Annotated in this window: 30 protein-coding genes; 10 read left to right on the plus strand and 20 right to left on the minus strand. The window is 38.7% G+C overall.

The annotated features are described in order from the left end of the window. Positions 1-76: 76 nt before the first annotated feature. From R3D71_06975 to R3D71_06985, 3 genes are read left to right on the plus strand one after another with little or no spacing between them, the layout of a single operon-like run. Entirely contained in the window at positions 77-1,348 is a 1,272-nt protein-coding gene (locus tag R3D71_06975) for a D-amino acid dehydrogenase (protein MEZ5691389.1), read from the plus strand. Between the two features lie 56 nt (positions 1,349-1,404). Next, positions 1,405-2,043: a phosphatase PAP2 family protein gene (locus R3D71_06980; GenBank protein ID MEZ5691390.1), complete on the plus strand. Its 639-nt coding sequence runs from the start codon at positions 1,405-1,407 to the stop codon at positions 2,041-2,043. Between the two features lie 4 nt (positions 2,044-2,047). Then, entirely contained in the window at positions 2,048-2,935 is an 888-nt protein-coding gene (locus R3D71_06985; protein ID MEZ5691391.1) for an alpha/beta hydrolase, read from the plus strand. Between the two features lie 70 nt (positions 2,936-3,005). On the opposite strand, the gene rpsU is transcribed toward R3D71_06985, so the two are convergent. Next, positions 3,006-3,206, minus strand: coding sequence for a 30S ribosomal protein S21 (rpsU, locus tag R3D71_06990; protein ID MEZ5691392.1), 201 nt, complete (start codon positions 3,204-3,206; stop codon positions 3,006-3,008). A 174-nt stretch (positions 3,207-3,380) separates the two neighbouring features. On the opposite strand from rpsU, the gene hisN reads away from it, so the two are divergent. Continuing rightward, complete coding sequence (hisN, locus tag R3D71_06995; GenBank protein MEZ5691393.1) at positions 3,381-4,157, plus strand: histidinol-phosphatase; 777 nt, start codon at positions 3,381-3,383, stop codon at positions 4,155-4,157. A gap of 31 nt (positions 4,158-4,188) precedes the next feature. On the opposite strand, the gene R3D71_07000 is transcribed toward hisN, so the two are convergent. After that, complete coding sequence (locus R3D71_07000; GenBank protein ID MEZ5691394.1) at positions 4,189-4,872, minus strand: HAD-IA family hydrolase; 684 nt, start codon at positions 4,870-4,872, stop codon at positions 4,189-4,191. Continuing rightward, entirely contained in the window at positions 4,872-5,741 is an 870-nt protein-coding gene (gene dat, locus R3D71_07005; protein ID MEZ5691395.1) for a D-amino-acid transaminase, read from the minus strand. Before dat ends, R3D71_07000 begins: the two co-directional genes overlap by 1 nt. 114 nt (positions 5,742-5,855) lie before the next feature. Between dat and R3D71_07010 the strand changes: the two genes are divergently transcribed. Then, positions 5,856-6,752 (plus strand): hypothetical protein, encoded by an 897-nt coding sequence (locus R3D71_07010; GenBank protein MEZ5691396.1) that lies wholly within the window; start codon positions 5,856-5,858, stop codon positions 6,750-6,752. A 6-nt stretch (positions 6,753-6,758) separates the two neighbouring features. Here the strand turns inward: R3D71_07010 and R3D71_07015 are convergent, their stop codons facing one another. From R3D71_07015 to R3D71_07065, 11 genes are all read right to left on the minus strand, one after another. Then, positions 6,759-8,618, minus strand: coding sequence for an NAD-dependent epimerase/dehydratase family protein (locus tag R3D71_07015; GenBank protein MEZ5691397.1), 1,860 nt, complete (start codon positions 8,616-8,618; stop codon positions 6,759-6,761). 91 nt (positions 8,619-8,709) lie between these two features. After that, complete coding sequence (locus tag R3D71_07020; GenBank protein ID MEZ5691398.1) at positions 8,710-9,504, minus strand: TonB family protein; 795 nt, start codon at positions 9,502-9,504, stop codon at positions 8,710-8,712. Between the two features lie 7 nt (positions 9,505-9,511). Then, positions 9,512-9,925 carry a biopolymer transporter ExbD gene (locus R3D71_07025; protein ID MEZ5691399.1) on the minus strand — a complete coding sequence of 138 codons (414 nt, stop codon included), beginning with the start codon at positions 9,923-9,925 and terminating at the stop codon, positions 9,512-9,514. 9 nt (positions 9,926-9,934) lie between these two features. Further along, positions 9,935-10,423 carry a biopolymer transporter ExbD gene (locus R3D71_07030; protein MEZ5691400.1) on the minus strand — a complete coding sequence of 163 codons (489 nt, stop codon included), beginning with the start codon at positions 10,421-10,423 and terminating at the stop codon, positions 9,935-9,937. Between the two features lie 23 nt (positions 10,424-10,446). Beyond that, complete coding sequence (locus R3D71_07035; protein MEZ5691401.1) at positions 10,447-11,244, minus strand: MotA/TolQ/ExbB proton channel family protein; 798 nt, start codon at positions 11,242-11,244, stop codon at positions 10,447-10,449. 325 nt (positions 11,245-11,569) lie between these two features. Beyond that, positions 11,570-12,583: an arginine N-succinyltransferase gene (locus tag R3D71_07040; protein MEZ5691402.1), complete on the minus strand. Its 1,014-nt coding sequence runs from the start codon at positions 12,581-12,583 to the stop codon at positions 11,570-11,572. 7 nt (positions 12,584-12,590) lie between these two features. After that, the gene (locus R3D71_07045) at positions 12,591-12,881 is read right to left on the minus strand and encodes a type II toxin-antitoxin system RelE/ParE family toxin (protein MEZ5691403.1); all 291 of its coding nucleotides are present in this window, start codon (positions 12,879-12,881) and stop codon (positions 12,591-12,593) included. Beyond that, positions 12,868-13,119: a hypothetical protein gene (locus R3D71_07050; protein ID MEZ5691404.1), complete on the minus strand. Its 252-nt coding sequence runs from the start codon at positions 13,117-13,119 to the stop codon at positions 12,868-12,870. Before R3D71_07050 ends, R3D71_07045 begins: the two co-directional genes overlap by 14 nt. Positions 13,120-13,208: 89 nt before the next feature. Further along, positions 13,209-14,450, minus strand: a complete 1,242-nt coding sequence (locus R3D71_07055) for an aspartate aminotransferase family protein (protein ID MEZ5691405.1) — start codon at positions 14,448-14,450, stop codon at positions 13,209-13,211. A gap of 129 nt (positions 14,451-14,579) precedes the next feature. Then, the gene (locus R3D71_07060; GenBank protein ID MEZ5691406.1) at positions 14,580-15,206 is read right to left on the minus strand and encodes a hypothetical protein; all 627 of its coding nucleotides are present in this window, start codon (positions 15,204-15,206) and stop codon (positions 14,580-14,582) included. 163 nt (positions 15,207-15,369) lie between these two features. Then, complete coding sequence (locus tag R3D71_07065) at positions 15,370-16,422, minus strand: deoxyhypusine synthase (GenBank protein ID MEZ5691407.1); 1,053 nt, start codon at positions 16,420-16,422, stop codon at positions 15,370-15,372. Positions 16,423-16,714: 292 nt separating this feature from the next. Between R3D71_07065 and R3D71_07070 the strand changes: the two genes are divergently transcribed. Together R3D71_07070 and R3D71_07075 are read left to right on the plus strand one after the other, a co-directional pair. Next, positions 16,715-16,897: a hypothetical protein gene (locus R3D71_07070; GenBank protein ID MEZ5691408.1), complete on the plus strand. Its 183-nt coding sequence runs from the start codon at positions 16,715-16,717 to the stop codon at positions 16,895-16,897. A 45-nt stretch (positions 16,898-16,942) separates the two neighbouring features. Next, complete coding sequence (locus tag R3D71_07075) at positions 16,943-17,137, plus strand: hypothetical protein (protein ID MEZ5691409.1); 195 nt, start codon at positions 16,943-16,945, stop codon at positions 17,135-17,137. On the opposite strand, the gene R3D71_07080 is transcribed toward R3D71_07075, so the two are convergent. The 5 genes from R3D71_07080 to fsa form a co-directional block, all read right to left on the minus strand. Then, positions 17,134-18,066 (minus strand): tyrosine recombinase XerC, encoded by a 933-nt coding sequence (locus tag R3D71_07080; GenBank protein ID MEZ5691410.1) that lies wholly within the window; start codon positions 18,064-18,066, stop codon positions 17,134-17,136. The two genes, R3D71_07075 and R3D71_07080, sit on opposite strands and share 4 nt — an antisense overlap. A 39-nt stretch (positions 18,067-18,105) precedes the next feature. After that, positions 18,106-18,822 (minus strand): DUF484 family protein, encoded by a 717-nt coding sequence (locus R3D71_07085; GenBank protein MEZ5691411.1) that lies wholly within the window; start codon positions 18,820-18,822, stop codon positions 18,106-18,108. 53 nt (positions 18,823-18,875) lie between these two features. Next, entirely contained in the window at positions 18,876-19,271 is a 396-nt protein-coding gene (locus R3D71_07090) for a hypothetical protein (protein ID MEZ5691412.1), read from the minus strand. After that, positions 19,243-19,515 carry a BrnT family toxin gene (locus R3D71_07095; protein ID MEZ5691413.1) on the minus strand — a complete coding sequence of 91 codons (273 nt, stop codon included), beginning with the start codon at positions 19,513-19,515 and terminating at the stop codon, positions 19,243-19,245. Before R3D71_07095 ends, R3D71_07090 begins: the two co-directional genes overlap by 29 nt. An 85-nt stretch (positions 19,516-19,600) precedes the next feature. Further along, the gene (gene fsa, locus R3D71_07100) at positions 19,601-20,257 is read right to left on the minus strand and encodes a fructose-6-phosphate aldolase (protein ID MEZ5691414.1); all 657 of its coding nucleotides are present in this window, start codon (positions 20,255-20,257) and stop codon (positions 19,601-19,603) included. A 158-nt stretch (positions 20,258-20,415) separates the two neighbouring features. Here fsa and R3D71_07105 point away from each other — a divergent pair, with 158 nt between their 5' ends. The 3 genes from R3D71_07105 to priA are packed head-to-tail and all read left to right on the plus strand — an operon-like array spanning position 20,416 to position 23,119. Continuing rightward, a complete protein-coding gene (locus tag R3D71_07105; GenBank protein ID MEZ5691415.1) occupies positions 20,416-20,667 on the plus strand; it encodes an AbrB/MazE/SpoVT family DNA-binding domain-containing protein in 252 nt (83 codons plus the stop codon). Beyond that, entirely contained in the window at positions 20,664-21,065 is a 402-nt protein-coding gene (locus R3D71_07110) for a type II toxin-antitoxin system VapC family toxin (GenBank protein MEZ5691416.1), read from the plus strand. The genes R3D71_07105 and R3D71_07110 overlap by 4 nt, the downstream gene beginning before the upstream one ends. Positions 21,066-21,073: 8 nt before the next feature. Continuing rightward, a complete protein-coding gene (priA, locus tag R3D71_07115) occupies positions 21,074-23,119 on the plus strand; it encodes a primosomal protein N' (protein ID MEZ5691417.1) in 2,046 nt (681 codons plus the stop codon). Positions 23,120-23,346: 227 nt separating this feature from the next. On the opposite strand, the gene R3D71_07120 is transcribed toward priA, so the two are convergent. Then, positions 23,347-24,585 carry a hypothetical protein gene (locus R3D71_07120; protein ID MEZ5691418.1) on the minus strand — a complete coding sequence of 413 codons (1,239 nt, stop codon included), beginning with the start codon at positions 24,583-24,585 and terminating at the stop codon, positions 23,347-23,349. Positions 24,586-24,670 lie beyond the last annotated feature (85 nt).

Below are 24,670 nucleotides of genomic sequence, written 5' to 3' on the forward strand. Positions count from 1 at the left end.
GAATAATATTTTTCTGTAGATTATTAGATATTATATATATTCTAATAACTTCGTTTTTATTACACTGTAACAACTGATGAAATTTATTATCCTTGGCTCTGGTTTACTTGGCGTTACCTCCGCTTATGAACTTGGAAAACGTGGTTTTGACGTAACCGTTATTGACCAAGCGAGTGAAGCCGCCGCTGACACTAGCTACGCTAATGGTGGACAATTAAGTTATAACCACGCCGAGCCATGGGCAAACTCATATGTACTTCCTAAACTGCCAGCATGGATAATACGTCCTGACTCACCTCTAGTGTTCCGGCCACGCATGGAAATGCCTTTTATCAATTGGAGCCTATCATTCCTACGAAATTGCACGAAGCGCCGTGCTGATATAAATACCGTAAACATGTTGCGCCTTGGTCTTTACAGCCGTATATCCATGCATAAAATCCAGCAAGATGAGAATCTTGAGTTTAACTACTCACAAAAAGGCATATTGCATATCTACAGCAGCGAAGCAGAGCTGGAACATGGCAAAAGACAAATGGAATTCCAAGCGAAATTCGGTGGTGAGGAAAACATTCTCTCACAAGAAGAGGTTTTCGCACTAGAGCCAGCACTAGCGAACAGTAATCAGAAAATAATCGGCGGTATCCACGCTGTTAACGATGAAAGCGGCGATGCCCGTCTATTCTGTAAAGAGCTAGCGAAAAGAGCTAGCGAGAAATACGGAGTTAAGTTTGAGTATGGCGTAAAACTGGAGAGCATAAACGCCAAAGATAGAAAAATTACCTCCATAAAAACTAGTAAAGGAGAGATGAGCGCGGATAATTTTGTTATGGCTCTTGGCTCGTACAGCGCGGTACATCTAAGAACACTTGGCATTAATGTCCCTATATACCCAATGAAGGGCTATAGTATAACCATAAAAGCGGGTGAGTCGTGCCCGAATATCAGCATCACCGATGGCACACATAAAATAGTGTATAGCAGACTTGGCGATAATATAAGGGTCGCTGGAACCGCTGAGTTCGCTGGATATAATCATGATATTAATGAAAACCGTATAACACCAATAGTAAACGCCGCGAAAAACTTGCTTCCTAAAGCTGATTGGAACAGTGAAATAAGTAAATGGGCATGCCTTAGACCCTCCACACCAGATGGTCCTCCCATAATTGGGCGTACTCCTTACGTGAACCTATTCTTAAACACCGGACACGGCACACTCGGTTGGACACAAGCCGCCGGAAGCTCTGTACTTCTCGCTGATATAATTGAGAAGAAAACACCGGACATACTGCTGCATGGTCTAACCTTAAATAGGTATAAAATTGATCTCAAACAAATAAAATAAAGTTATTTTTAATAATTATATATTATCAATGGACTGATAATTTGGAGCTATACGCTATGAGTAACACAAGCGATTTATGGTATGACTGGCTTGGACTTAACACTTGGTTATTTAAGAAGATAAATTCTATAAGCGGTGAGCAGATTTACGACTTTTTAATGAAAGTGGCGAGTTCTTTCGGCAACAAGGAATTACTTCCTTATTTTCTATCCATTATAATAGCATACGCCGTTATAAGCCTCATGTGGCGTATATTCGCGCAAAAAGGCGGCAATAAATATTACGCGATAGCTTGGTTCAATATTTTTCTAATAATGGCGGGCGGACTTTACGCTGGGAAAGAATCAGTCACCTATATCCAAAAACATTTCGCTTTCCCTCGCCCATATGTCGCCCTACACGGCAAAGTAAAACAGTTAGAAAAATTACCAGCGGATGAAGCATATAAGAGCTTTCCAAGTATCCATGTCGCTTTTATTACCATTATGGTAATCGCCTTATGGCCAGCCCTTAATGAAAATTTCCGCTGGGCTGGAATTGGTCTTATATGCGCTGTTTCATGGTCACGAATGGCTCTTGGCGTTAATTACCCTATGGATGTAATAAGTGGATTTATGATTATGTTAATAGAGATGCTTATAATCAGAACGATATATTATGGGCTGATAAACCGTATATTTAAGACTGGCTTTTGAGCGTATGTTAAAAGAGTCTCTAACCAAGCCAAAAACCTCTTTTATAGACGTTCCAACAGTCAGCAAAGAAACAACTCACAAAATAGCTATATATGAATGGAATAGCGGTTCTTCTCCTGTGGGTACTGTATTCTGTGTTCACGGACTCACAAGAAATGGCAGAGATTTTGACGTATTAGCCAGCAAATTATGTTCCGATTATCATGTATATTCCGTTGATATAGCGGGACGAGGAAAAAGCCAGTGGCTAGAAGATTACAGTCTATATAATTATAACAGCTACCTTGCTGATATAATATATATAATAAATCATTTGAAATTAAATGATATACATTGGATAGGCACATCAATGGGCGGAATCATTGGTATGATGCTGGCTAACACCTCACCTTCTATTATCAAAACCATGACTCTAAATGATATAGGCTGTTTAGTTCCTAAAGAAGGCTTGGAAAGAATACTTAAATATATAAGCGAGCCAACAATTTTTTCTAACATAAATAAAGCGACAGCGTCTCTGCGTGACAGAACCTTATCATTTGGATTAAGCGATGAAGAATTCTCCGTATTGCTCACCCACAGTCTTCAAAAAACCGATGACGAAAAAATAATGCTTACCTATGATCCAAACATCACAAAAAGCCTTAATATCGCTGATAAACCAGTGGAAGACGTAAATCTGTGGGCAATGTGGGAAGTTATAAAATCAATTCCAACATTACTTATTCGTGGTATGGATTCAGATATACTAACCCACGAAACCGCCATAGGAATGAAAGAATCTCATCCAAATCTTACCTTGCTAGAAATAGCAAATACTGGACATGCTCCCGCCCTGATGAATGATAATCAAGTAGGATCCATCAAAAATTTTCTTGGTAAAAACAAATAGGAACATAAACAGAAAAAACGTGTGGAAGCTTACCACCTCCACACGTTCCAAAAAATCCTAGCTAACAATGTTAATCGTTATAAGAGTTCTTACGAGCTAGCTTACGAGCTCTTCTTTTCGCCTCAGCGGATTCACGAACACGAGCTTCGGAAGGCTTCTCATAGTGGCGGCGCATTTTCATCTCACGAAAAAGTCCTTCACGCTGCATTTTCTTTTTAAGCGCGCGCAAAGCTTGATCCATGTTATTATCACGTACTACAACTTCTACCAAACTAAATACCCCCCTTCAAGGAACTCAAATATCCAAAATAATTATAATTAAAAAACAGGAAGCTTGATAACAAATAGCAATCTATTTGTCAAATAATGATAAATCTTGTAATCTCCACCGGTAACTATAATATTTACGCTACTCTAGGCAAAACATATATCAAGCGACATCTTTATGACCGATAGTATAGAGCAATATTTATCATTTGCCAACAGACTAGCAGATATAAGCCGTGAAATATTACAAAAAAACTTTAATAATCAAATTGATATACAGCAAAAACCTGATAAAAGTCCCGTAACGGAGCTTGATATACGCATAGAACGAGAAATACGCTCACTTATTGAGAAAATATACCCTGAACATGGAATAATCGGAGAGGAATTAGGAAAACATAATGAAAAATCTGACTTCAAATGGATAATTGACCCAATTGACGGCACTAAATTATTCATTGCTGGCTATCCCACATTTACCACTCTTATCGGCTTGTTATATAAAGAAAAACCAGTGATAGGCGTAATAGATCAACCTATACTTGAACAACGATGGTCTGCCATATCTGGTCAGCTTACCACATATAACAATGAGAAAATTACTATAAATAGCAATAAATCACTAAAACAAGCTAATTTAGCGACCACCTCAACCGGATATTTTGATTCTGAACAACAACAAAAATTCAATAAGTTAAGCGAATTGACAGGAAATACTATATTAGGGGGCGATGCTTATGCCTATATGATGCTTGCACAAGGTAGAATAGACATTGTAGTAGACGCAGGAATGAAACCATACGATTTCTGCGCCCTCCCACCTATTATAGAAGGCGCCGGAGGAATAATCACCGACTGGAACGGCAACCATCTTACCTGTTTATCTGATGGCAGCGTAATCGCGGCGGCAAATAAGAAAATACACATGGAAGCCCTGAAAAAACTGTCAGAGTAATACCTAATTTGTGAATATAAAAGATAATCTTCTAGATGAAGCCAGAAAGCAACTCCAAAGTCCTGTTATGATTCTGGACGTGGGCGTGGTATGGAAAACCCCGATAATGCGTCGCGCTATACTCAGGATGAGCGGCAGCGTCATCACCATATAAAATCGCTGTACACCCTGTATTTTGAGCACATTCAAGATCAATCTCACTGTCACCAACAAACCACACGCCACTAGCTGGTGAGAAACCACTTCCGGCAAGTGCTAATTCTACAGGATCTATAAAAGGCTTATCACGATTAGCGTCAGTCGCGCCAACCACCTTGTCAAACAAATGATTCCAGCCAATATGCTCTACCTCTTTGCGTAAATTATCACCTTTTTTATTACTCACCACCACGCTGTATAGCCCCATATCTTTTACCTTCTTCACAACAGATAAAGCCTCCGGCAATGCGCTAAGCCGCTCCAAATGAATCGCCCGATAATTACTCTGATAAAGATCCGCCGCTTCCCGCCAATTATCACCAAAAATCTCAGGAAAAGAATCACGCATAGATTTACGCACCCTCTCCTTTACCTGCTCCATTGTCCATACTTCACGCCCCATAGCACCAAATGTCTTCGCTAGCGCGTCATGAATAGTTGGCCAAGTATCTACCAAAGTATTGTCCCAGTCAAAAATCACCACTTCCGGTTTTGGTAAATCAACAATCTTACTCACTAAAACTTCTTTCCTGTTTGTTCATAAATATGGCTGTTATAAAGCATTTGCAGCTTGTTAGTCAGTTCACCAACTTTGCCATTTCCTATTACTTTATCACCTATCTTTACCACTGGTAGCACATTAATACTGGTGGAAGTAATAAACACTTCGGATGCCTCTACTAGCTCTTTAATACTAAACGACCTCTCTAAAACTGTAATCCCCATACTATTGGCAATATCAACAACCACCCCTCTAGTAATACCAGAAAGTATGGACTCATCCGCCTGATGAGTAACAATATCACCCGATTTTGTAACTATAAATACATTAGAAGCTGCGCCCTCAGTTACAAATCCGTTTTTATCAACTAATATAACTTCCTTGACCTTGTTACTTACCGCCTCCTGTTTTGCCAGTACATTCGCTAGTAATGATACTGACTTTATATCACACCTCCCCCAACGATTATCATTGTGAGTTATAACCTCAACACCATTTGTAAAATCCTGTGGCTTTGGAGTTTTTGCCCCACATATAGTAATTACTAAAGAAGGTCTAACATTTACAGAAGGAAACGCGTGATCACGACGCGCCACTCCTCTTGTTATTTGGATATATATACCACCATCATCACGCCTGTTCCTACTTATAAGCTCACCAATAATAACCGGAAGCGCTTCCTTAGCTACCGGCATGGCTATCTCAAGCTCGTCAAGACTGCGCATAAGGCGGTTAATATGTGGCTCCATATCAAGCGGCATATGGCTGTAAAAAGCGATATACTCATATACACCGTCAGCAAATTGATAACCACGATCCTCTATGTGAACTACCGCTCTTTGATGATCTATATATCTTCCGTTAACATAAGAAATCCGTGCCATATAAATACTCTTACCAAAAAAATTAAATATATTTTACTAAATTTAATAAAATATGTATAATACATAACGAATAAACAATTAAATAATATTACTATCTGAAAACAAATGAATATAATGATGGACAACACAGTAACACAGTTTGATATAGCAAAAAATGACTTTATACAGCAACAGGTAAAAATCATAAACCTGTTAGAAAAGCATTCTTTACATGAAGAAAGTAAAATATTCGCTGATTTTACCGATGATTTAATTGACAAAACAATAAAGTATAACAACCACAACTCATCTAAAACAGGACAAAAAGAGCTAATACTATCTGCCAAAATAAAATTAAACTATAGCGTTCACAACGCCATTGAGGAAGAGTTAAAACTTGGTGTAAATCCAGCAGTAAAGAGGCGTATAAATAATATTATACATTCTTTTATATCCTTATCTAAATTAGACGCTAACCAGCTAATATCAGCAAAATATGAAATAACTCAGGAAGATAAAGAAAGAGCTAAAAATTTTTATGACACTATACGTTTGGAGAAGACGAATATTCCGAGTAATTCTCTCTTAAGTGACAGAACCAAAACAAAATTCTCTAATGCGGAAAAAGAATTTACTAAAAAATTTTCGGAGCTCGCTAGAACTCTAGCAAAGAACACAGATTGTGTAAGTTATACAGGAGAAGAAATCGCTATTATACATGACGCTAGTGATAAATTTATTCGCTCAATCAAAAACCATGTTACTGCGTTTTCTGGTACAAATAATATAGAAAGACTGAAATATATATACACTCTAAACACTGATAAGCTAGTCGCAGCAAGCCAGCAAATGAAGAAAATACACAACGAAATTAAAAGTATAATTACAAATCCATCTCTTAATAACGAACAAAAAAAGAAAGCTGTAAACAATAAAGCCAAAGAATACGAAAATAAACTAAATGATATGACCGAAAAAATAAATAAGCTTACCAAATTTATCAATAATAGAAACCAATCTATAGAGCGCTAAAAAACACTAAAAACGCTCAATATCCTTAAGACCACCGGATAAAAAGCTACGTGGACTATAGCCAAAATCTTTCTTCGCGTCATCATGGAAGAACATTAAGTCATCATTCATTCTTCTAGCGATCTCACCATTTACATGTTTTTTCCTAGATATTTTGCCCACGATATCCAAAATGAATGGCAACATCGTGCTATTTATTACCCTCACTTTTTTACCATATAAAGCGAATATCTTAGCGAGCATATCCCTATAACCAAGAACTTGACCACCACTTAAATTATAAGATTTACCATAAGTATTTGTATTTTCCATAGAGTTTATTATCGCGATCGCCACATCATCAGCGTGCACCGGCTGCCTGCGCCCAACAGCCGGAGGATAAACACACATAAAACCAAAACGACGGATTATTTTCGCTATATTAGTTATTCTCACGTCAATTCCCATACCATATATCTGTGTCGGTCTAAAAACAGTGTAATTTATTCCATATTTCCCACATTTCTCTGTCAACAATTCTTCCGCTGCTTGTAGCTTCAACACAAAATCTTTCTCAAACTCATTATTTGAAAGCAGCTTAGTAAACACCGACGTAGAACTGATAGCTATTATGCGCTTAGCTTCCGATTCCTTAAGCATTTCTACAAGTGGAGGTAATTGCCAAAGCGGCGCGCAATGTACGACAGCGTCAACACAATAGCCGTCAAGGCTGACATCATGATCGGTCAAATCACCTTTCAGCCAACGCAAATGTGAGTGATAATACGGCACTTCATCGCTCCTACTAATAGCAAGCACCGCCGCTCCAGACGCTATCAAACGACGTATAACACAGAGCCCAACTTGGCTGGTAGCTCCTGTTACCAAAACAATCTTCTTCTCAAGATTTTTATTTCGTGATAAATCAACGTCACCAAGCGCTAATATCAACAATCTCTTGATCATTATATCATCAAAATGCGTATTAAAGCTGTCTCTCTTTTTGCGTAAAGCTCCGTACACGCTACACAACGAAGCCATTATAAATGCGCGTGCCATAACCAAAGAATTAATTATAAACAACGTACCAATTATATAATGACCAGAAAAAAACTTCTTTATATACCTCACAAGGTTCTTACTCTTACTCAAGAGCTGCGCGAACGAAAGCCTTAGAGAGTTATTGTCAGGCAGATGTGTTACTTTAACAGTCGGATCACATAAAACACGACCACCAATCTGTTTAGCCCTAAGTGTTAGGTCTAATTCCTCATCCTGCTGATAATACTCCTCATCAAACCCACCAAGTTTTTTGAAATCAGATGATTTTATACATATACAAGCGCTAGATACCGCAACCACATCAAAAGGCTTTTTATCCTGCTCCTCCAACCTTTCATTTATCATTTCCTGTGATTTAGCCCACATTTTCCTAGCAGCAGAACGTAATGAAATTACGTCAAGAAAAGCAGTTTTTGGAGTGACAACCTTCGTCCTTAAAATTGTGTTATAACTATTATCATAGCGCTGAACAACCCCACTGCTTATAAACGCCTTCTTTTCACTTCCTAAAATATCAACAAGCCTAGTAATGGCATCCGGCGCTAATAAATAATTTGACTTGAGAAATAATAAGTAATCTGAGGAAGCTTGCTTAGCGGCTATGTTACAGCATCTTGAATAAAGCAAACTATCATAGCCAGATATTATTCTTATTTTTGTCTCAGAAAGTGCTCTTTGCTGAAGACGAGACATAACGGTTGGTGAGTTACCATTATCAAACACTATAATTTCAGTTAAATTTTCCTGTCTAAGAACACTCTCTATGGTGGCGAACAACAACGCTCCACCATCTTCAGCAACAATAATGACACTACAGGAACTCACCCTAAACCCCCCCTGCGTATAGTTTTACAATATTAATTCTAACTTGCAAGCTACCTATATAATTTATCGCCATCAAAAATCTAACCACTTACTATCTTATATAAAAATCAACAGGTATTAGAAACTCATGTAAGTCACCACTAGGGTAATTATCAGGCACAGCCGGAACTGGATTTGCCCTTCTTACCATATCAAATGCCGCCTTATCTAACTCTGTATAACCAGTGCTATACTCAAGAGCGCGATAGCGTATGTTACCTCTTCTATCTATCCTGATACGAATTTTCGTCTCACCTTGCATCATTCTAGCTCTCGCTATCTCTGGATAAACCTTAAATTTCTGTATCCACAACGAAATTATCTGCTCATATCTAGCCCTTATCTCAGCATCACTAGAGTCACTATTGCCAAGCTTATTACCATAATTACTATATTTGAATTTTGATGGCATAGCCCTTACAAATTGTCTTGGTGAGGAAACATCATCACTAATTGGAGCGTCCTCTGTTTGTGCTGTATCAGGCATTTTTTGTGGAACTTCTGCTTTACTATCAGGCTTATCTTCAGATTCACCATCACTTTTCTTGGTTGCCGTCTTAGGCGCTTTTTTACGTACAAATTTCGTGAGCTCCGCTTCTAACTGCTTTGAGTTATCCGCCTCCGGTTGTGGATTCTCCTCTTCTTCCTCAATAAATCTGGTATTATCATCACCAAGCCTTATATTAATCGTGTGAACCACTACATCTTTTACTTCCATATGTGGCATCATCATCCATCCAAGCAAGGCTAATATATGCAAAGCAATCGCCATAATAAAAGCCGCTATAAAATATGAATAACCAAGATATTCAAAAGGAATTGTTTTTCTTTTTATAATAGAAGACATTTTATACCTACTCCTTCAGATCAGCCACTGATTGAGTAAGCAATGAAAGATTCTTACCACCCGCCGCTTTAATCGCATCCATAATCTCTATCATACGATTAGCGGGAACAACAGCGTCCGCGCGTACAGTAATAACTTTTAATGGATTTTCTGACAATTCAGGAGTTAACTGCTGCTGTAATTCCTCAATGGTAAGAAGCTCATCATTATATATAATTTCATCGTGACGACCAAGAAGTATAGACACATGTCCCTCATCCATCATATGTCCTTGATGAGAAACCGGTGGATCTATTGGGATAATCTCAAACTTCTCTATTCTACCTGATACCATAAAAAATATTAATAGGAACATTGATATGTCAATAAGCGGAACTAGGCTAATAATTATTTTCTTCTTACGAGTACGTGAAAAATCCATAATTATCTCCTAATCACCACCACCAGAATTCTTACCTAACGACTTGCTATCAAGATTTTCCTCCTTAAATCCAGAATCATCATCGCCCGCCATATCATCATCATTACTAATCCATTTGCGAACAAAAAGACTCTTACCACCTGCCTCTGTCACCCTATCCATAACCGCTACCAATTGTTGCATGGTCACCCCCTCAGCGGTAAGCAACATAACTGGAAAATATGGATCTTCAGAAAACAACCTAACTAATGTCTCACTCAGTTCTTCCGGCTCAACATGACGTTTACCAAGTATTATCTTTCCGTTTTCCTGAATAAAAATATGGGTAACTTCTTTTTTATTCTCCACCTTACCAGCTGACGGCAACATCAACTCAACAGATTCTATACGCATAAAAGAAGTCGTAAGCATAAAAAATATAATAAGGATAAACACCACATCAATAAGAGGTGTTAGTGGTAAATTTATACTATTACGTTTTATCCTTTCAAATTCCATACAAACCCTAATATCTTATTGTCTTAGTATTTAGGACTCAATAAATGAAGCGTGGACATTTTTTTAGGAGCGTTCTGAGATTTCTTCTCATTCTCTTTTTCCTCTTCTGTCTGCTTTTTCTGTTTCGCTTCTACTTCTTGCCTTTTTCTATCTTCTTCAGCTTTTTTAGCTTGCTCTATAGCAAGCAACCTCTCATTGCGGCGAAACTCATCCTCAAGAGCTAATATCTGGACAGACACATCCTTCATAGTAGCTCTTACTCTTTCAATTATACCATCTAGTACATAATGCATAGCAAGAGCTGGAATAGCCACAGCAAGACCAGCGGCAGTGGTAAGTAACGCTTCCCATATACCACCGGCGAGAATAGAAGGATCTACCCTTGTTCCAGCGGAGCTTAATTTTGAGAAAGAGTTTATCATCCCAAGAACCGTACCAAGCAACCCCATAAGTGGTGAGATCATCGCTGTCATCTCTAAACCACGCAGGTGAGACTCAAGGTAGGATATATCAGCCGATCCAACACGTGTTATCTCAGCCTCTTTACTTTTTTGTGACATTTCACGATTGGCGACACACTCAAAAGTAACTCGCATGATGCGAGCGATTGGTCCTCTGATAGTTTCTAAAGTTTTAGTAGCTTGAGTACGGTCTCCTTGCTTTATATCACGCAACACTGGATCAATAAACTTTCTGTCAAATACATTAGATCTCTTAAACTGTATAAGCTTAAAAATCACTACCGTAACAGCGTACACTGACAACAAAGCCATAGCGTACATCACAAAACCACCTTTACTGAATATATAAATATCCTGCATTTTTTTCTCCGCCTAAAACTATAACCATTCAACTTTATTCTTACTCACAAAAACAAAGTATATATGACATAACAACATGGCTATAAAAAGCAAATAATGAAAATTATTTTTTTATGAGATCATTGCAACCAAGTGAGACCGCGACCATGTTTCATACGACAGAACACCGTCATGACGAACATATTTAGAAAATAATAAATATCTTTTTGTGGTTTATGAGCCTTATCTTCTTATCCCCTCTCCCTCAGGGATAGGGTTAGGGTGAGGGTGAGGGCTAAATGTTAGTTGATGGAATAACAAACGGCTCTAGCTATCACCCCACGCGTCAAGCTTCTACATATCGTATAACATCACCAATCTTTAATCCCGAAAGCTCCGCAACTTCTGGCTCTATTATAACACCTGAATCGGTCTCCTCCAAAGAGCCTGTATAAACACGAAAATTTGCCAGCTCAACAGTTGAGATTATATATCGCTTATTATAAGAAAGCTTCTCTACTTTAGCGATTGTAGCTTTTTTACTTTTCCTTACAGTTCGTATCTGACCACGTTCAGCCTGAACAGTAGGACCAGAATCAAAAACATCAACATACCCCTGATAACGAAACCCCTCATTCTCTAGCATCTTAAGAGCGTTATATGAAATATCAAGAGCTACTCCAATAACATCTTGAGCTTTTTTGCCAAGAAGGCTCACATAAATGGGGTATTTCGGCATTAAATCACTAATGAACTGACCACCCTTTACAGCGTTAGCGAAATCAGCATCCTTAAACTCCATTTGAAAAAAATTCTTTCCTAGCTCCTGATAAAATGGGGAATCTCCATTTTCATCAATCACCCCTCTTATCTCAGATATAATAATATTTGAGAATAATTCTGGAAATTCCGCAAGCATCATATAACGACAACGCGACAAAAAACTACCGATACCATCACGACGATATTCTGGCAGAACAAACAAAGATGCTAACTCACTAGCGCCCGTATAATCATTTACCAAATGCAAAATACGTTGTTTAGAGTAAACATCAACATCCTTTGATGACTGAACTATAGTTGAAAGTTTATATGAATAAAATGGAAATTTAATCCCAACATGCGCCACAACACTAGATGTTCCAACAACTTTACCATTATCTGGATCTTCTAAAACCAATAAAAAAACTTCATCACCTTTTACGCTCTCATCGCCAGAAAAACTAGCAACCGACTTTTCTATTTTTCGTTTTAACACTTCAGAATCATGAGGAAGAGAGGTCATTCCAATACCAGCCTCACTAGCAAGTCCCAAAATTTCCTTGTAATCATCTTCCGCTACTGGTCTTACAAAAATCATAAAATACCTATAAAAGAATGTTTTTAATGTCCTGCCGTCCTATTATACTTATTATCTCTACACCATCATCCGTAACACGATAGAAAATACTATCAACTCCACATACACCACGCCTATAGCCAGCACAGATATAATTAACGGAAGGATGTATATAAGGATTTTCAGCTATCTGCTCAAAATGTTCAAACAACTTTCTGTGATACCTATCCGCCCGTTCCTCACCATATTCTGAAAGACCATAATTGTAGATACGCCATAAATCATCTTTTGCTCTTGCGGTTATCTTATATCTTGCCATCACGCCTCAGCTTTTCTTTGAACTCCACCAAAATTTCTTCTCCAGTCAAATCAGTAAAACCGCTTTTTTCGGCTTCTCTTAATTTAGCTCGTACAAACTCAATTTCACTTTGCTGACTGCGAGCCTTACGGATCAGATCATTTATGATCTCACTCTTGCTTGAATATTCCTCACTCTCAATAAGCGAATTAAGCCACTCATCATTTGGTGATGTAAAAGAAATACTTTGTCTTATCATATAAAACCTCATTTGGTGCTGTTATGAATCAATAATGATTCTATTATACACCAGATTTATGGTTTTATAAAGACATTAAAAACCGAAACCTAAACAGACAAAAACTCTTCCAAAGCCATATCAAGCCGTTTTATGCCTTTAGCGATCTCATCTTCCTTAATAATAAGCGGCGGCAGGAAGCGTAGCACATTTGGACCAGCCTGCAAAATGAGTACGCCATTTTCTCTTGCTATAACCCCTATATCACCTGCCTTGCCATGATATTCTTTTCTAAGCTCAGCTCCAATCATAAGACCACGTCCACGAATATCGGCAAATAAATTATATTTCTTATTCATATCCTCAAGAGCGGCAAATAACTGTTTGCTTCTGCTGGCTATATTTTTAGCTATCTCCTTTGATTGTAATATATTAAGCACCTCAAGCGCTACCGAGCAAGCAAGTGGATTACCACCAAAAGTTGAGCCATGATTACCAAATTGGAAAGTATTTTCCACTTTCTGACCATAAAGCATCGCCCCAATCGGAATACCACCACCAAGAGCTTTAGCTAGTGTCACCACATCCGGCTTTACACCCTCCTCAGCAAAATGAGAGAATAGCTTACCGGTACGCATCATCCCATCCTGAATTTCATCAAGTATGAGTAAAGCGTCATGCTTATCACATAGCTGCCTTATATGCTTGAGGAAATCTTTAGCGACTGGAGTTATTCCACCCTCTCCCTGCACTACTTCCAACATAACAGCGCATGTTTTGTCACTAATCGCTTTTTCAATAGCGGCAAAATCATTAAACGGCACGTAGGTAAAACCAGCGGGAACTGGCTCAAAACCGGCTTGATATTTTGGTTGAGCGGTCGCGGTTACCGTAGCCAGCGTCCGTCCGTGAAACGAGCCGATAAAAGTTATAATCTCCCTTTCCTCTGGAGGCTTTCCCTTATCAGCGGCGTATTTACGAGCGAGTTTTATCGCTGCCTCATTCGCCTCTCCTCCCGAGTTAGTAAAAAACACACGCTTAGCGAATTTGGATGCTTTAATCAATTCCTCAGCTAGCGACACCGCTGGCTCAGTAAAAAACACATTACTAGTATGCCAGATATTATCCGCTTGATTAGTTAAAGCCTTTATCAGTTTTTTGTTATGATGACCAAGACTAGTAACCGATATACCAGAGGTAAAATCTATGTAGCTGTTGCCATCACTATCCCAAACCTTCGCGCCCTTACCACGAGCGATCACCACCTCACGTGGTTTATAAGCCAGTGAATAATATTTCTGCCCTTTTTTAATGAGTTCCTTAGTTTCCTTACTTACGGGATTTTTTTTCATAAATATTACCAGTAAAAAAAGTTATTACAACACTACTACAGCATACAGTATGTAGAATCATCTATGCTACAGAATAGCAAAAAAACAACAAAAACTTCAATGAAATAAAATGAACTTATGACAAGTTAATTATATACTGTGTCCAGCAGCTTCCTGCCGCCCTTTCGCGACTACAGGGGTCGCGGGTGAAGGTAGAGAGGATAATAAGCTTAGCTCGTCACCCGCCGCTTTACTATAATTTTTACCGCCACTCGTCGTAATAGACGCACTAACAATCTCAGTCACTTCTTCTTTCTTACTAAACAATCCACTAACAGCATCAATAGCCCATTTAATAAGAGAACCAATAGCCTCAAAAATCTTTTCCCACCATTTTTTATCTTTACCAGAATCTTCCTTACCAGCATTCGTATCCTCAGCACCCTCGCCTTGCTTAGTCACCACCGGACTGCTATCATTTTCTGGTTTATTTTGTTTGCTTGGCTTAGTTGCGACAGGCTCTTCCTGATTTGACGTTACCGGTTTCTCAGTCTTTTCGCTTTTAGGATTTTCATTTTTAGGATTTTCTTTTTCCGCACGCGCTTTGTTGCTGGAGGCAGCTTTATCCTCAGCACCTTGAGTCTCTATAGCTCTAGCCTCATCAGCTCTTCTTTTTTCCGCTTCTTCATAAAAACGATGTTTCTCAGTATCCCGTTTGAGTTGATCACTCGGAACAGGTACAGGGTTGGTGTCCTCTATTTTAGTGTTATCAGACATAAACTCTAATCTTTTTTACAATCAATTTATGCACCAATCATAGCACGCATTATACAATAGACGAATGACAATTCTGTTAACATTTCATGACAATGGCTAGCACAAATGACAACACAACAAAAAATACCGAATAAACAATGGATTATAGTGTGATTATAGCAATCTAAGCGAACATCTTAGCAAATTGGCGTTTCGCGCGTTTTTTCCAGTATCCACGATGGTAAGCGTCACTAGCAAGCAATGGCAACACACTGGTCGCCTCAGCGTAAACCATCTGCTCATAAGCTGTATCTACCTTACCCCATGAACAAGCCTCTTTTAATGTACTGGAACTACAAGCGCCATCACGTGAGTCAGCGACCGTGATTTGCACGGCGTATTTATGCATATCAACTTCCTCACCAAGAATTTCCGCGCACACCACAGTATCCTGTACAAAATTTTTCGGCACACCACCACCAATCATCAGTAACCCAGTAGTACCAGCTTTAATTTTAATCTCGGTAAGCTCATGAAAATCAGCGATAGAATCAATGGTCATATATGATTCTTTCGCTTTTTTACGCTCCGCCTGATGTTTAACCAAACCAAAACCCGCTGATGAGTCAGTAAACGCCGGACAGAAAATCGGCACGTCATTCTCATAAGCGAGCTGCACCAAAGAATCTTTTTTCTTGGCATTCTTAGTAAGCCACTTACCCATTTCACGAATAAAAGCACGTGAGGAATAAGCACCAACCGGCAGGCTATCAGCAATTTCTTTTATGGTATGGTCACAATGTTGCAGCTCTTCCTCATCAATATAAGTATCATAAATACGATCTATATAATTATCCCGCAGATATTTATCGTCAATGAACTGACTACCCTGATAATGCTTAAAGCCAAGCGCCTCAAAGAAATCCATATCAACTATGGAGGCACCGGTCGCCACAATAGCGTCCACCATATTATTTTTAACAAGGTCGGTATATAATTTCATACAACCACCAGCGGAAGTAGAACCAGCCATAGCTAGAATTATTGAACAACTCTCATCAGAAAGCATCATATTATAAATTTCCGTAGCCTTAGCGAGATCACGTGAGGTAAACGACATGTCCGCCATCTGCCCCACTATTGGACGAGCGTCAAATGACGTAATATCAATATGCTTAACTTCTTTAGCGAGCATTTGTTGTTTTTCACTGGATTTTTTCTTTGCGCCTTGCTGCATTTTATATCCTCATCAGTCTATAAGTTTTGTTATAAGTCTTTTTATTACCCGAAAACTACACATTCTAATGGTAATAATATCTATGTCCAGTTTATTATACACACTATAGATAATTTTTACACACGATATAAACACATTAATATCAATAAGTTAAACAAGAAAAACCTATGTAACAATCAATTTAGTGATTGTCATTAAACTGTAACTATATTAATTATAAAGCCCGTGTTAGAAAATAGGTGATATAAAAAAACATTAAATTATATTAATTTATTTAACAATGGAGAGAAAAATGTCAGAAGATAACGCAAAACCAGCAAATCCTGGTCATAAGATATTAGAAATAATGAGAGATATGGAGCATAAAGGTCAGCCTATATCGAGAATTGAAGGCGGCACTGAAGCTACAACCCCAACAGCAGCGGAAACAACTCCACCCCAAGCTAAAGCTCCATCAAATTCAAAAGAACTATAGTTTATTCCGCAGCTATTATTTAGCTTATTGTAAAAGATAGGTATAATGGGTAAAAGACACAAAAAACCTTCCGTTGATCTGGGGGATACGCGCTTCGCTAGCCCTGAAGGGCGGGATCTGCAACGAGAGCAAGAACCGCTTGACGTTAATGCTCTTCTTGCTGAAATTCGAGCAAGAAGTAGTGATAACTCTACCCAAAAGCTGAGCAAGAGATCTCACAAGTCATGGGGAAGACGTTAAGCGCGTGGGTGAGCGTTTTTATAAGCAGCGAGCAAACGGTTTTTGTCTACATTAGTATAGCGCTGAGTAGTGGATATACTGGCATGTCCAAGCAATTCCTGAATTGAGCGCAGATCACCACCTGCCGCAAGCAAGTGAGTGGCAAAGCTATGGCGGAAGGCGTGTGGTGTTGTCGTATCTGGCAAATCTAGCCGGTTTCTTAAATTACGAATCTGCCGCTGAAACACACCAGCGTCTAGCGTCTTTCCTCTAAGTCCAAAAAATAACGGGCTGTCCTGAGTCAATTTATACGGACATAGTGACATATATTCAGATATAGCCTTTTCCACCACTGGAAGTAACGGCAATTTACGCTGCTTATTACCCTTACCAGTAACTATTATGTAACCATCCACGCTAATATCTAATTTTTTAAGCGACAATGCCTCACTTATACGAAGCCCACAACCATAAATAAGACTAAGCAGAGCGAGATCACGCGCACCAACCCATTCTTCGGAATTACCTTCTCCAATACCACTTACCGCCTTTTCCGATTGTTCCTCATCAAGAGCTCGTGGCAAGGCTTTTTTAAGTTTTGGTGAACGTATATGGAATATAGCAGCGTTTTTGACTCTACCCTGCTTTTCCAAATAGCGGAAAAAACTCTTAACCGCCGACAGAGCGCGAGCATTTGACGATGCTTCATACTCACTATTTGTTACTCTTTCAGCTAGCCAAGCACGTATATCTCTATTATCCAACTCCCGAAGATGATTAATACCTACACTTTCCCCAAGATGCGATGAAAGGAATACAAAAAAATTATTAATGTCATTTTTATAAGAAATAATAGTATGGTCAGAAACATGCTTTACATTTTCAAGCCACTCCCACCATGATTTTATAATGCCGGAAAGACCGGACGATACAGGAAGTCCTTCACTCATCACCGCCCCTAACACCATTCACCATTCACCATTCACCAATTATATAGTAAGATCATCCAAATATTTATCAAGTCGCGAAGCGATAACCTTAGCCATAAAATTAAGCAATTCCATTCCCTGCCCTTGATGGAACCTTTCTTTATGACGAACTCCAAGAGCAAGTATTATATTTTTCCCGACCATTTGCGAGTCCAAACGCAGCAAAGCGCAAGATGCCGCCAAATCTTCACAATCAATAAATATCTGCTCAAACCCTATCGGCTCTGAAGCTTCTGTATCACCAAACAATAATACATTCTTATGATTGCCAAATAAAATATCAGCAATCCCAGAATCAATAAATACTATACCCGAATAATTATGCTCCCCATAAGAAGTATCAAGCTCAGAGTCAGATTCTATAGCTATGCGCACTATATCAAGATCAAAAATACTAAGCATATCTATAGTAAGAAATTCCAGCAACCGCTCAAGATCGTGAAACTGGATAAGCTTAAGCACCGCATCATGAACCTGCGACTGTACCGATAAATTATCACGACAATAGTCAACCAGCATATCATAACGCTGGCTAAGATTTTTGGAATTATTTTGCAAATTTTTAAGCAGGTAATGCTGGAAGTCCTCTACCCCACCACCAAGTTCCCGCTTTGGAGCCGGAATATTATGCAGAAAATCAGGATGCGTCCTTATATACTCACGCACCTGACTTTCTGTTATGTCAATATTTTGTCCTAACTTCTGTTTACTACTCACGAAGTGATTCCTTACTTATCTAGTCTGCACAAATTACTAAGTAAACTCTTTAATCAATTTTCCAACGCCTGAATAACCATATATGGGGCTTTGTCAATAACCCGTAAATATGACCTAGCAGCGCTATCAGGATACTTGGCTCCTTGCTCCCAATCCCGCAATGTTCCAATAGGAACATGAAAACTATTCGCAAACTGTTCCTGAGTCATATGTAACCTCAACCTTATTTCTTTCAAGTTTGGAACAGATCTAAATTTTTTCAACTCATCATCAGTAAGTGGTAAATTATCAGGGTCAGACAGCGCTGCTTTTTCTATATCTTCCTCAGTCATATTCTCTACAGCCAACCAATCAGTCTCATCCTTAATAGACATATTATCTTTAGCAGAAATGTTCATAATCGTTCCATCTGATATTTTTTCAACTATTGTAGTATCTTTCTTTTTCACTAGCCTTAGCCCTCCTCGCGGAAATAATTCGCATTTTGCTTTTTCTATCAGTATGAACAACAACCACTACAATACTATCTTTAATCATTCCTATCGTTTTTATTCTAACCTCACCATATTCCGGTTTAGTACTATCATACTCCAAACGGTTAGGATCATCAAAAACAGCAATCGCCGCTACAAAACTTATACCATGCTTTTGTAAATTACTCTCTGCCTTATTATCATCCCATTCAAATAACATATAAAGACCCGATGTTATTATATACTGCCTAGCAGTAGCAAGTCAAGTACAATACACGATAAGAAAATAGCTATAAGAACAAGAGTTAACCTATCTTTTGACCGGTTTTCTTCCAATCCTCAACAAAAGTCGCAAGCCCCTTATCCGTAAGAGGATGACCAGCAAGTTGCTTAATTACCGATGGCGGAATGGTCGCCACATGCGCGCCCATCATCGCCGCCTCAACCACATGCATAGGATTACGCACCGAAGCTACCAATACTTCCGTATTAAAATACTCATATTGATTATATATGGTACAAATATCAGATATAAGCTGCATTCCAGCCTGCCCTATATCATCCAACCTGCCAACAAATGGTGACACAAAAGTCGCTCCCGCTTTTGCTGCGAGAATGGCTTGTGCCGCTGAGAAACACAAAGTCACATTTACCATGATACCTTTATCGGTAAAATGGCGACAAGCTTTAAGACCATCCCAAGTAAGCGGAACTTTAATCGTGATATTATCCGCTATCTTAGCCAAAATATCACCTTCTTTTACCATATTCTCAAAATCTATTGAGGCGACCTCCGCCGATACCGGACCTTCCACAATACCAGAAATCTCGGTTATAACTTCTATAAAATCCCGCCCTGACTTCGCTATAAGGGTCGGATTAGTTGTAACACCATCAAGCAAACCAGTCGCCGCTAATTCACGAATTTCCTTCACGTCGGCGGTATCAACAAAAAATTTCATTTTCTTTTCCTTAATATCTACAAATTGATGTATAAACACTAAAAACAGACAATAGACTTTATTTTTCTTGCCGCAATTGTTTTTTTCCGTATTGAATTTTATAATTCCTTGTGACAAAGTAAGGAATAGTAATTTCTGCAAGGAAAAGAATAAAATATATGACAATGTCAACAGTAACTTCTAAAGGACAAACAACTATACCAGTTGATATTCGCAACTTTCTCAATATTCACGCTGGAGACAAGCTGGAATTTATAACGCTGGAAAAAGGCAAAGTTATGATTGTACCAGCAACTTCCGATATATCAGAATTAAAAGGCTTCCTACCACGCCCTAAAAAAATAGCGTCAATTGCCGATATGGAAAAAGCAATTAAAAAACGTGGAAGTGAACTTGGCGACAAGTCATGATTGGTTTAGACACTAACCTCCTAATTCGTTATATAATTCGTGATGATTTAACACAGACCCGTGCGGCGGATCGCTATATAGATAGCCTAAGTGAAGATGGTATTTCTTTATTTTTGAACAATATTGTTCTTTGCGAATTAGTACGGGTTCTAGAAGTCACCTACGAGTACAACAAGATTCAAGTTGTAAGTGTCATAGAAAAAATACTAAGTACCAGCCAATTCTTATTTGAGGATACAAACGCTATATGGATAGCTATTTCCGCTTATAAAAAGTCAAAATCAGGTTTCGCTGACTCGTTAATTGGAACTATTAATAAATTATCGGGCTGCGAAAAGACCGCTACATTTGATAAAAAAGCGGCGAAATTACCAGATTTTGAGTTACTAAACTCATAAACCTCCTTATGAAACCTAAACAATTTGAAATTCTTGTCCCAACCGCCGTAAATCAGGCGTTTGATTATTTAACCTCTGATGAGATAGATGTCAGCTCTGGTGATATTGTAAACGTTACCTTTAGAAAAAAAGAATATCTCGCGCTAGTTTGGGCAGAAGGCAAAGCCAAAATAGATAAAAATAAAATAAAACATATAGATAAAAAATATAGTGAACTGCCGAAAATATCCTATAACGTAAGAAAATTCATTGACTGGGCGGCTTGGTATAATTGCGCACCAAAAGGCTCTATCCTTAAAATGATGTTACCTATCAATGATATAGATAAGAAAAGCAGGATAAAATTAAACACTAACTTTGATATAAACAAAATTGCCCTAAGTGAACTCTCTAAAATACAGAAAAAAGCCGCTGATCATTTACTGGCAAAAATAAATGATGGATTCAGCGTGACTCTGCTTGATGGCGTGACTGGATCAGGCAAAACTGAGGTATATTTTGATACTATCGCCAAGGCTCTAGTCACTCACAAATCAGAGACAGATAAACCTCAACTCTTGATCTTGCTACCAGAAATTGGACTATCCTTACAATGGATAAAAAGATTTGAGAGTCGCTTTGGTTTTACTCCGATAATCTGGAACTCTGAGATAACCCCAGCGAAGAAACGTGCCTCTTGGCTTGCCATAGCGAAAGGCGAGGCAAAAGTAATTATTGGCGCGCGCTCGGCACTATTCCTTCCCTACAAAAATCTTGGTCTTATCATAATTGACGAAGAGCATGACGGCTCATACAAACAGGAGGATAACATTATATATAATGCGCGAGATATGGCAATCGCCCGCGCCAAATTTGAGAATATACCGGTGGTACTAGTATCAGCCACCCCATCACTAGAAAGTTACCATAACAGCAGAACTGGTAAATATCATGAAATATCACTTCCAATACGTCATGCAGAAGCGGTAATGCCGGATGTACATATCATAGATATGCGTGGACAAAAACTTGAGCGTGGTCAATTTATCTCAAATCATTTACGCGAAAAACTGGCGAATACAATTGCAAGCGGTAAACAAGCTATGCTATTCTTAAATCGTCGTGGCTACGCGCCACTTACACTGTGCCGAGCGTGTGGCTACCGCTTCCAATGCCCTGACTGCTCAGCATGGCTAGTTATTCATAAAGGCTCAGGATTTATAACTGGCCCAAGCCCTAATCCAAGTCTACACTGCCATCACTGCGGTTATAATATACAATACCCAAAAACCTGTCCCGAATGTTCTGGTGAGGATACTCTTCACGCCTGTGGTCCGGGTGTGGAGAGAATATTAGAGGAAGTCGCCGATTTTCTGCCACAAGCGAGAACTGAAATAATGGCAAGCGATAATTCTGGGGAAAACAAGCATATATCCAAAATTATTGAGGATATGAGCGAAAAAAATATAGACATATTAATCGGCACACAAATGATCGCTAAAGGCTATCATTTTCCAAATCTTACCACAATTGGTGTAATAGACGCTGACTTAGGTCTTGCCGGAGGTGACTTAAGAGCCAGTGAACGCACCTACCAGCTATTACACCAATTATCGGGAAGAGCCGGACGTGAGCAAGATCGTGGCGAGGTATTCTTGCAAAGCTTTATTCCCGATCACCCCGTAATCAAAGCTTTGGTCTCTGGAAATAGAGACCGCTTCATGGAATTGGAACTAGAATCCAGAAAAAACGCCGATATGCCCCCATTCTCAAGACTAGCGGCAATCATTACCGAAGATGAGAGTGAGGAAAAAGCGGCAGAGACAGCTAATATGCTCGCTAAAATCCTCCATGCGATGAACAACGCTAAAATAAACGAAAAACAAATCATAAGAATATATGGACCAACTCCCGCTCCTTTACTTCTTCTGCGTGGTCGTTTCCGCTACCGATTATTGATAAAATCAGCGAAAAACATTAACCTATCTGATATTATGGCAAATTGCGTAAAATCAGCTAATACCCCCTCTTCCACCAAAGTAAAGCTAGATATAGACCCACAGAGCTTTTTATAGCGGTTTGAAGAAGGAACTAAGGAATTGAAGAAACGACGAATTGAGGAACAAGAAGCACGACCAGTAGGTCGTGCGAGCCTTTAGCCAGCGAAGCTGTATCCCATGTGAAAATCAGTAGATTTTCACGGGGATAAATAAAAATAGTTTCCAGCAGGCTGTGTGAGCCTTCAGCAATGCCTCATGGAATTTCCAGTAGGAAATACCGGAGGCGAATATAGAAAATACCTCTAACCAACGGCAATAACGCTATCAGCGGATTTATGCTCACTTCCAGCCCGACGAGCTTCCTCAGCGGCGACAAAGGATTTGTTTGATTTATCTATATTACTTATTCCTTCATATGCAGCTACTTTCCTGCTTAGATCCTTATTTTCCTTTACCAAGTCATCAAACTGCTCTTTTGCTTCTTTATATTTTTTCTCCCCATTAGATAAACCTGAAAGGGAACCAATAATAGAACCAACTATAGATAAAGGGATAGCAATAATAACCGCTTTTGCGCCTCTACCAGTGGATGCCCACAGCTCACTAGATTTCATTTTTTTAAGACTTTCTAAAAGTCCTTTTTTATTTTCCGCACCATCAAAAACTTTATCTAATTTACTAATAGCGGCAGCATGTTTTTCTTTATTATGAGAAACAGCACCAAGCGCACCACCAACGGTTAATCCAAGTGAAGACCCTTTACTAGAATCAATTTCCGACTGGCCAACCTTTACAGTAGCTTCATCAACCCCTTTATATTCAACTCCATCTACCGAATGCTTATCTTTTTCCTGCTTTGACTTGTAAGCTTTATACCCACCATAAGCGATTCCTATACCAAGCACAGAAGCAAGCGCTACTAAAGCTTTATTGCCTTTTAACCTTCCAACAGCCCCCTTAACAGCACCTGCCGCAGAAGAAACATTCTTCTGTCCCTTCGCTTTATTAAAAACATTTTCAATTTTAGAAATAATTTCAGGATTAATTTTTACAGAATCAATAATGGCTTTATAATCTCTAGTATTTTCAGGTTTCCTAAGAAACTCTATAGCCCCACTTACCTCTGTAGAAATTTTATTAATTTCCTTCTGCATTTCTGGATTTAGAGTAAATCTATCCGGATGCAATATTTTTTTTAATTTACCACCAACCTTATCCAATAATTCTTTATTCGGCAATTTATGTCCAAGCTTATTATATTCAGCAGTAATTGGATCATCTGGAAGATACTCGGACAGCATCTTACCAACAACAGCGTGAGATTTAGCTACACTACCTAACTTATCATGTATTATCTTACTTATATCGTTTCTGGATATTTTATTCCCTCGTGCATGCTGTTCGTCCAATTGAAGAAGCTCAATGGCCGCACGCTGCCAGCTAGGAAGGGCTTCATAAATCTCCTTTCCAAGCTTAGCAGGGTCAACACCCAGTATACTGGTATCATAGCTCTTTACCAAAGGTATAAGACTTGTTCCCATAACAATTCCTAAAAAACAAATAATTACATACTGTAAATCTACCCTATCAGCCTTAAAGGTACAACCAAACTTTTATTAAGTTTTT

The organism is Rickettsiales bacterium (assembly GCA_041396965.1).
GTDB lineage: Bacteria > Pseudomonadota > Alphaproteobacteria > Rickettsiales > SXRF01 > SXRF01.

What these genes read in the sequence shown, in the direction of transcription:
- R3D71_06975 (MEZ5691389.1), top strand. Translation starts at nt 77, where the DNA reads ATGAAATTTATTATCCTTGGCTCTGGTTTACTTGGCGTTACCTCCGCT.
- R3D71_06980 (MEZ5691390.1), top strand. Translation starts at nt 1,405, where the DNA reads ATGAGTAACACAAGCGATTTATGGTATGACTGGCTTGGACTTAACACT.
- R3D71_06985 (MEZ5691391.1), top strand. Translation starts at nt 2,048, where the DNA reads ATGTTAAAAGAGTCTCTAACCAAGCCAAAAACCTCTTTTATAGACGTT.
- hisN (MEZ5691393.1), top strand. Translation starts at nt 3,381, where the DNA reads ATGACCGATAGTATAGAGCAATATTTATCATTTGCCAACAGACTAGCA.
- dat (MEZ5691395.1), bottom strand. Translation starts at nt 5,741, where the DNA reads ATGGCACGGATTTCTTATGTTAACGGAAGATATATAGATCATCAAAGA.
- R3D71_07010 (MEZ5691396.1), top strand. Translation starts at nt 5,856, where the DNA reads ATGATGGACAACACAGTAACACAGTTTGATATAGCAAAAAATGACTTT.
- R3D71_07020 (MEZ5691398.1), bottom strand. Translation starts at nt 9,504, where the DNA reads ATGTCTTCTATTATAAAAAGAAAAACAATTCCTTTTGAATATCTTGGT.
- R3D71_07025 (MEZ5691399.1), bottom strand. Translation starts at nt 9,925, where the DNA reads ATGGATTTTTCACGTACTCGTAAGAAGAAAATAATTATTAGCCTAGTT.
- R3D71_07030 (MEZ5691400.1), bottom strand. Translation starts at nt 10,423, where the DNA reads ATGGAATTTGAAAGGATAAAACGTAATAGTATAAATTTACCACTAACA.
- R3D71_07035 (MEZ5691401.1), bottom strand. Translation starts at nt 11,244, where the DNA reads ATGCAGGATATTTATATATTCAGTAAAGGTGGTTTTGTGATGTACGCT.
- R3D71_07040 (MEZ5691402.1), bottom strand. Translation starts at nt 12,583, where the DNA reads ATGATTTTTGTAAGACCAGTAGCGGAAGATGATTACAAGGAAATTTTG.
- R3D71_07045 (MEZ5691403.1), bottom strand. Translation starts at nt 12,881, where the DNA reads ATGGCAAGATATAAGATAACCGCAAGAGCAAAAGATGATTTATGGCGT.
- R3D71_07050 (MEZ5691404.1), bottom strand. Translation starts at nt 13,119, where the DNA reads ATGATAAGACAAAGTATTTCTTTTACATCACCAAATGATGAGTGGCTT.
- R3D71_07055 (MEZ5691405.1), bottom strand. Translation starts at nt 14,450, where the DNA reads ATGAAAAAAAATCCCGTAAGTAAGGAAACTAAGGAACTCATTAAAAAA.
- R3D71_07060 (MEZ5691406.1), bottom strand. Translation starts at nt 15,206, where the DNA reads ATGTCTGATAACACTAAAATAGAGGACACCAACCCTGTACCTGTTCCG.
- R3D71_07065 (MEZ5691407.1), bottom strand. Translation starts at nt 16,422, where the DNA reads ATGCAGCAAGGCGCAAAGAAAAAATCCAGTGAAAAACAACAAATGCTC.
- R3D71_07070 (MEZ5691408.1), top strand. Translation starts at nt 16,715, where the DNA reads ATGTCAGAAGATAACGCAAAACCAGCAAATCCTGGTCATAAGATATTA.
- R3D71_07075 (MEZ5691409.1), top strand. Translation starts at nt 16,943, where the DNA reads ATGGGTAAAAGACACAAAAAACCTTCCGTTGATCTGGGGGATACGCGC.
- R3D71_07080 (MEZ5691410.1), bottom strand. Translation starts at nt 18,066, where the DNA reads ATGAGTGAAGGACTTCCTGTATCGTCCGGTCTTTCCGGCATTATAAAA.
- R3D71_07095 (MEZ5691413.1), bottom strand. Translation starts at nt 19,515, where the DNA reads ATGTTATTTGAATGGGATGATAATAAGGCAGAGAGTAATTTACAAAAG.
- fsa (MEZ5691414.1), bottom strand. Translation starts at nt 20,257, where the DNA reads ATGAAATTTTTTGTTGATACCGCCGACGTGAAGGAAATTCGTGAATTA.
- R3D71_07105 (MEZ5691415.1), top strand. Translation starts at nt 20,416, where the DNA reads ATGACAATGTCAACAGTAACTTCTAAAGGACAAACAACTATACCAGTT.
- R3D71_07110 (MEZ5691416.1), top strand. Translation starts at nt 20,664, where the DNA reads ATGATTGGTTTAGACACTAACCTCCTAATTCGTTATATAATTCGTGAT.
- priA (MEZ5691417.1), top strand. Translation starts at nt 21,074, where the DNA reads ATGAAACCTAAACAATTTGAAATTCTTGTCCCAACCGCCGTAAATCAG.
- R3D71_07120 (MEZ5691418.1), bottom strand. Translation starts at nt 24,585, where the DNA reads ATGGGAACAAGTCTTATACCTTTGGTAAAGAGCTATGATACCAGTATA.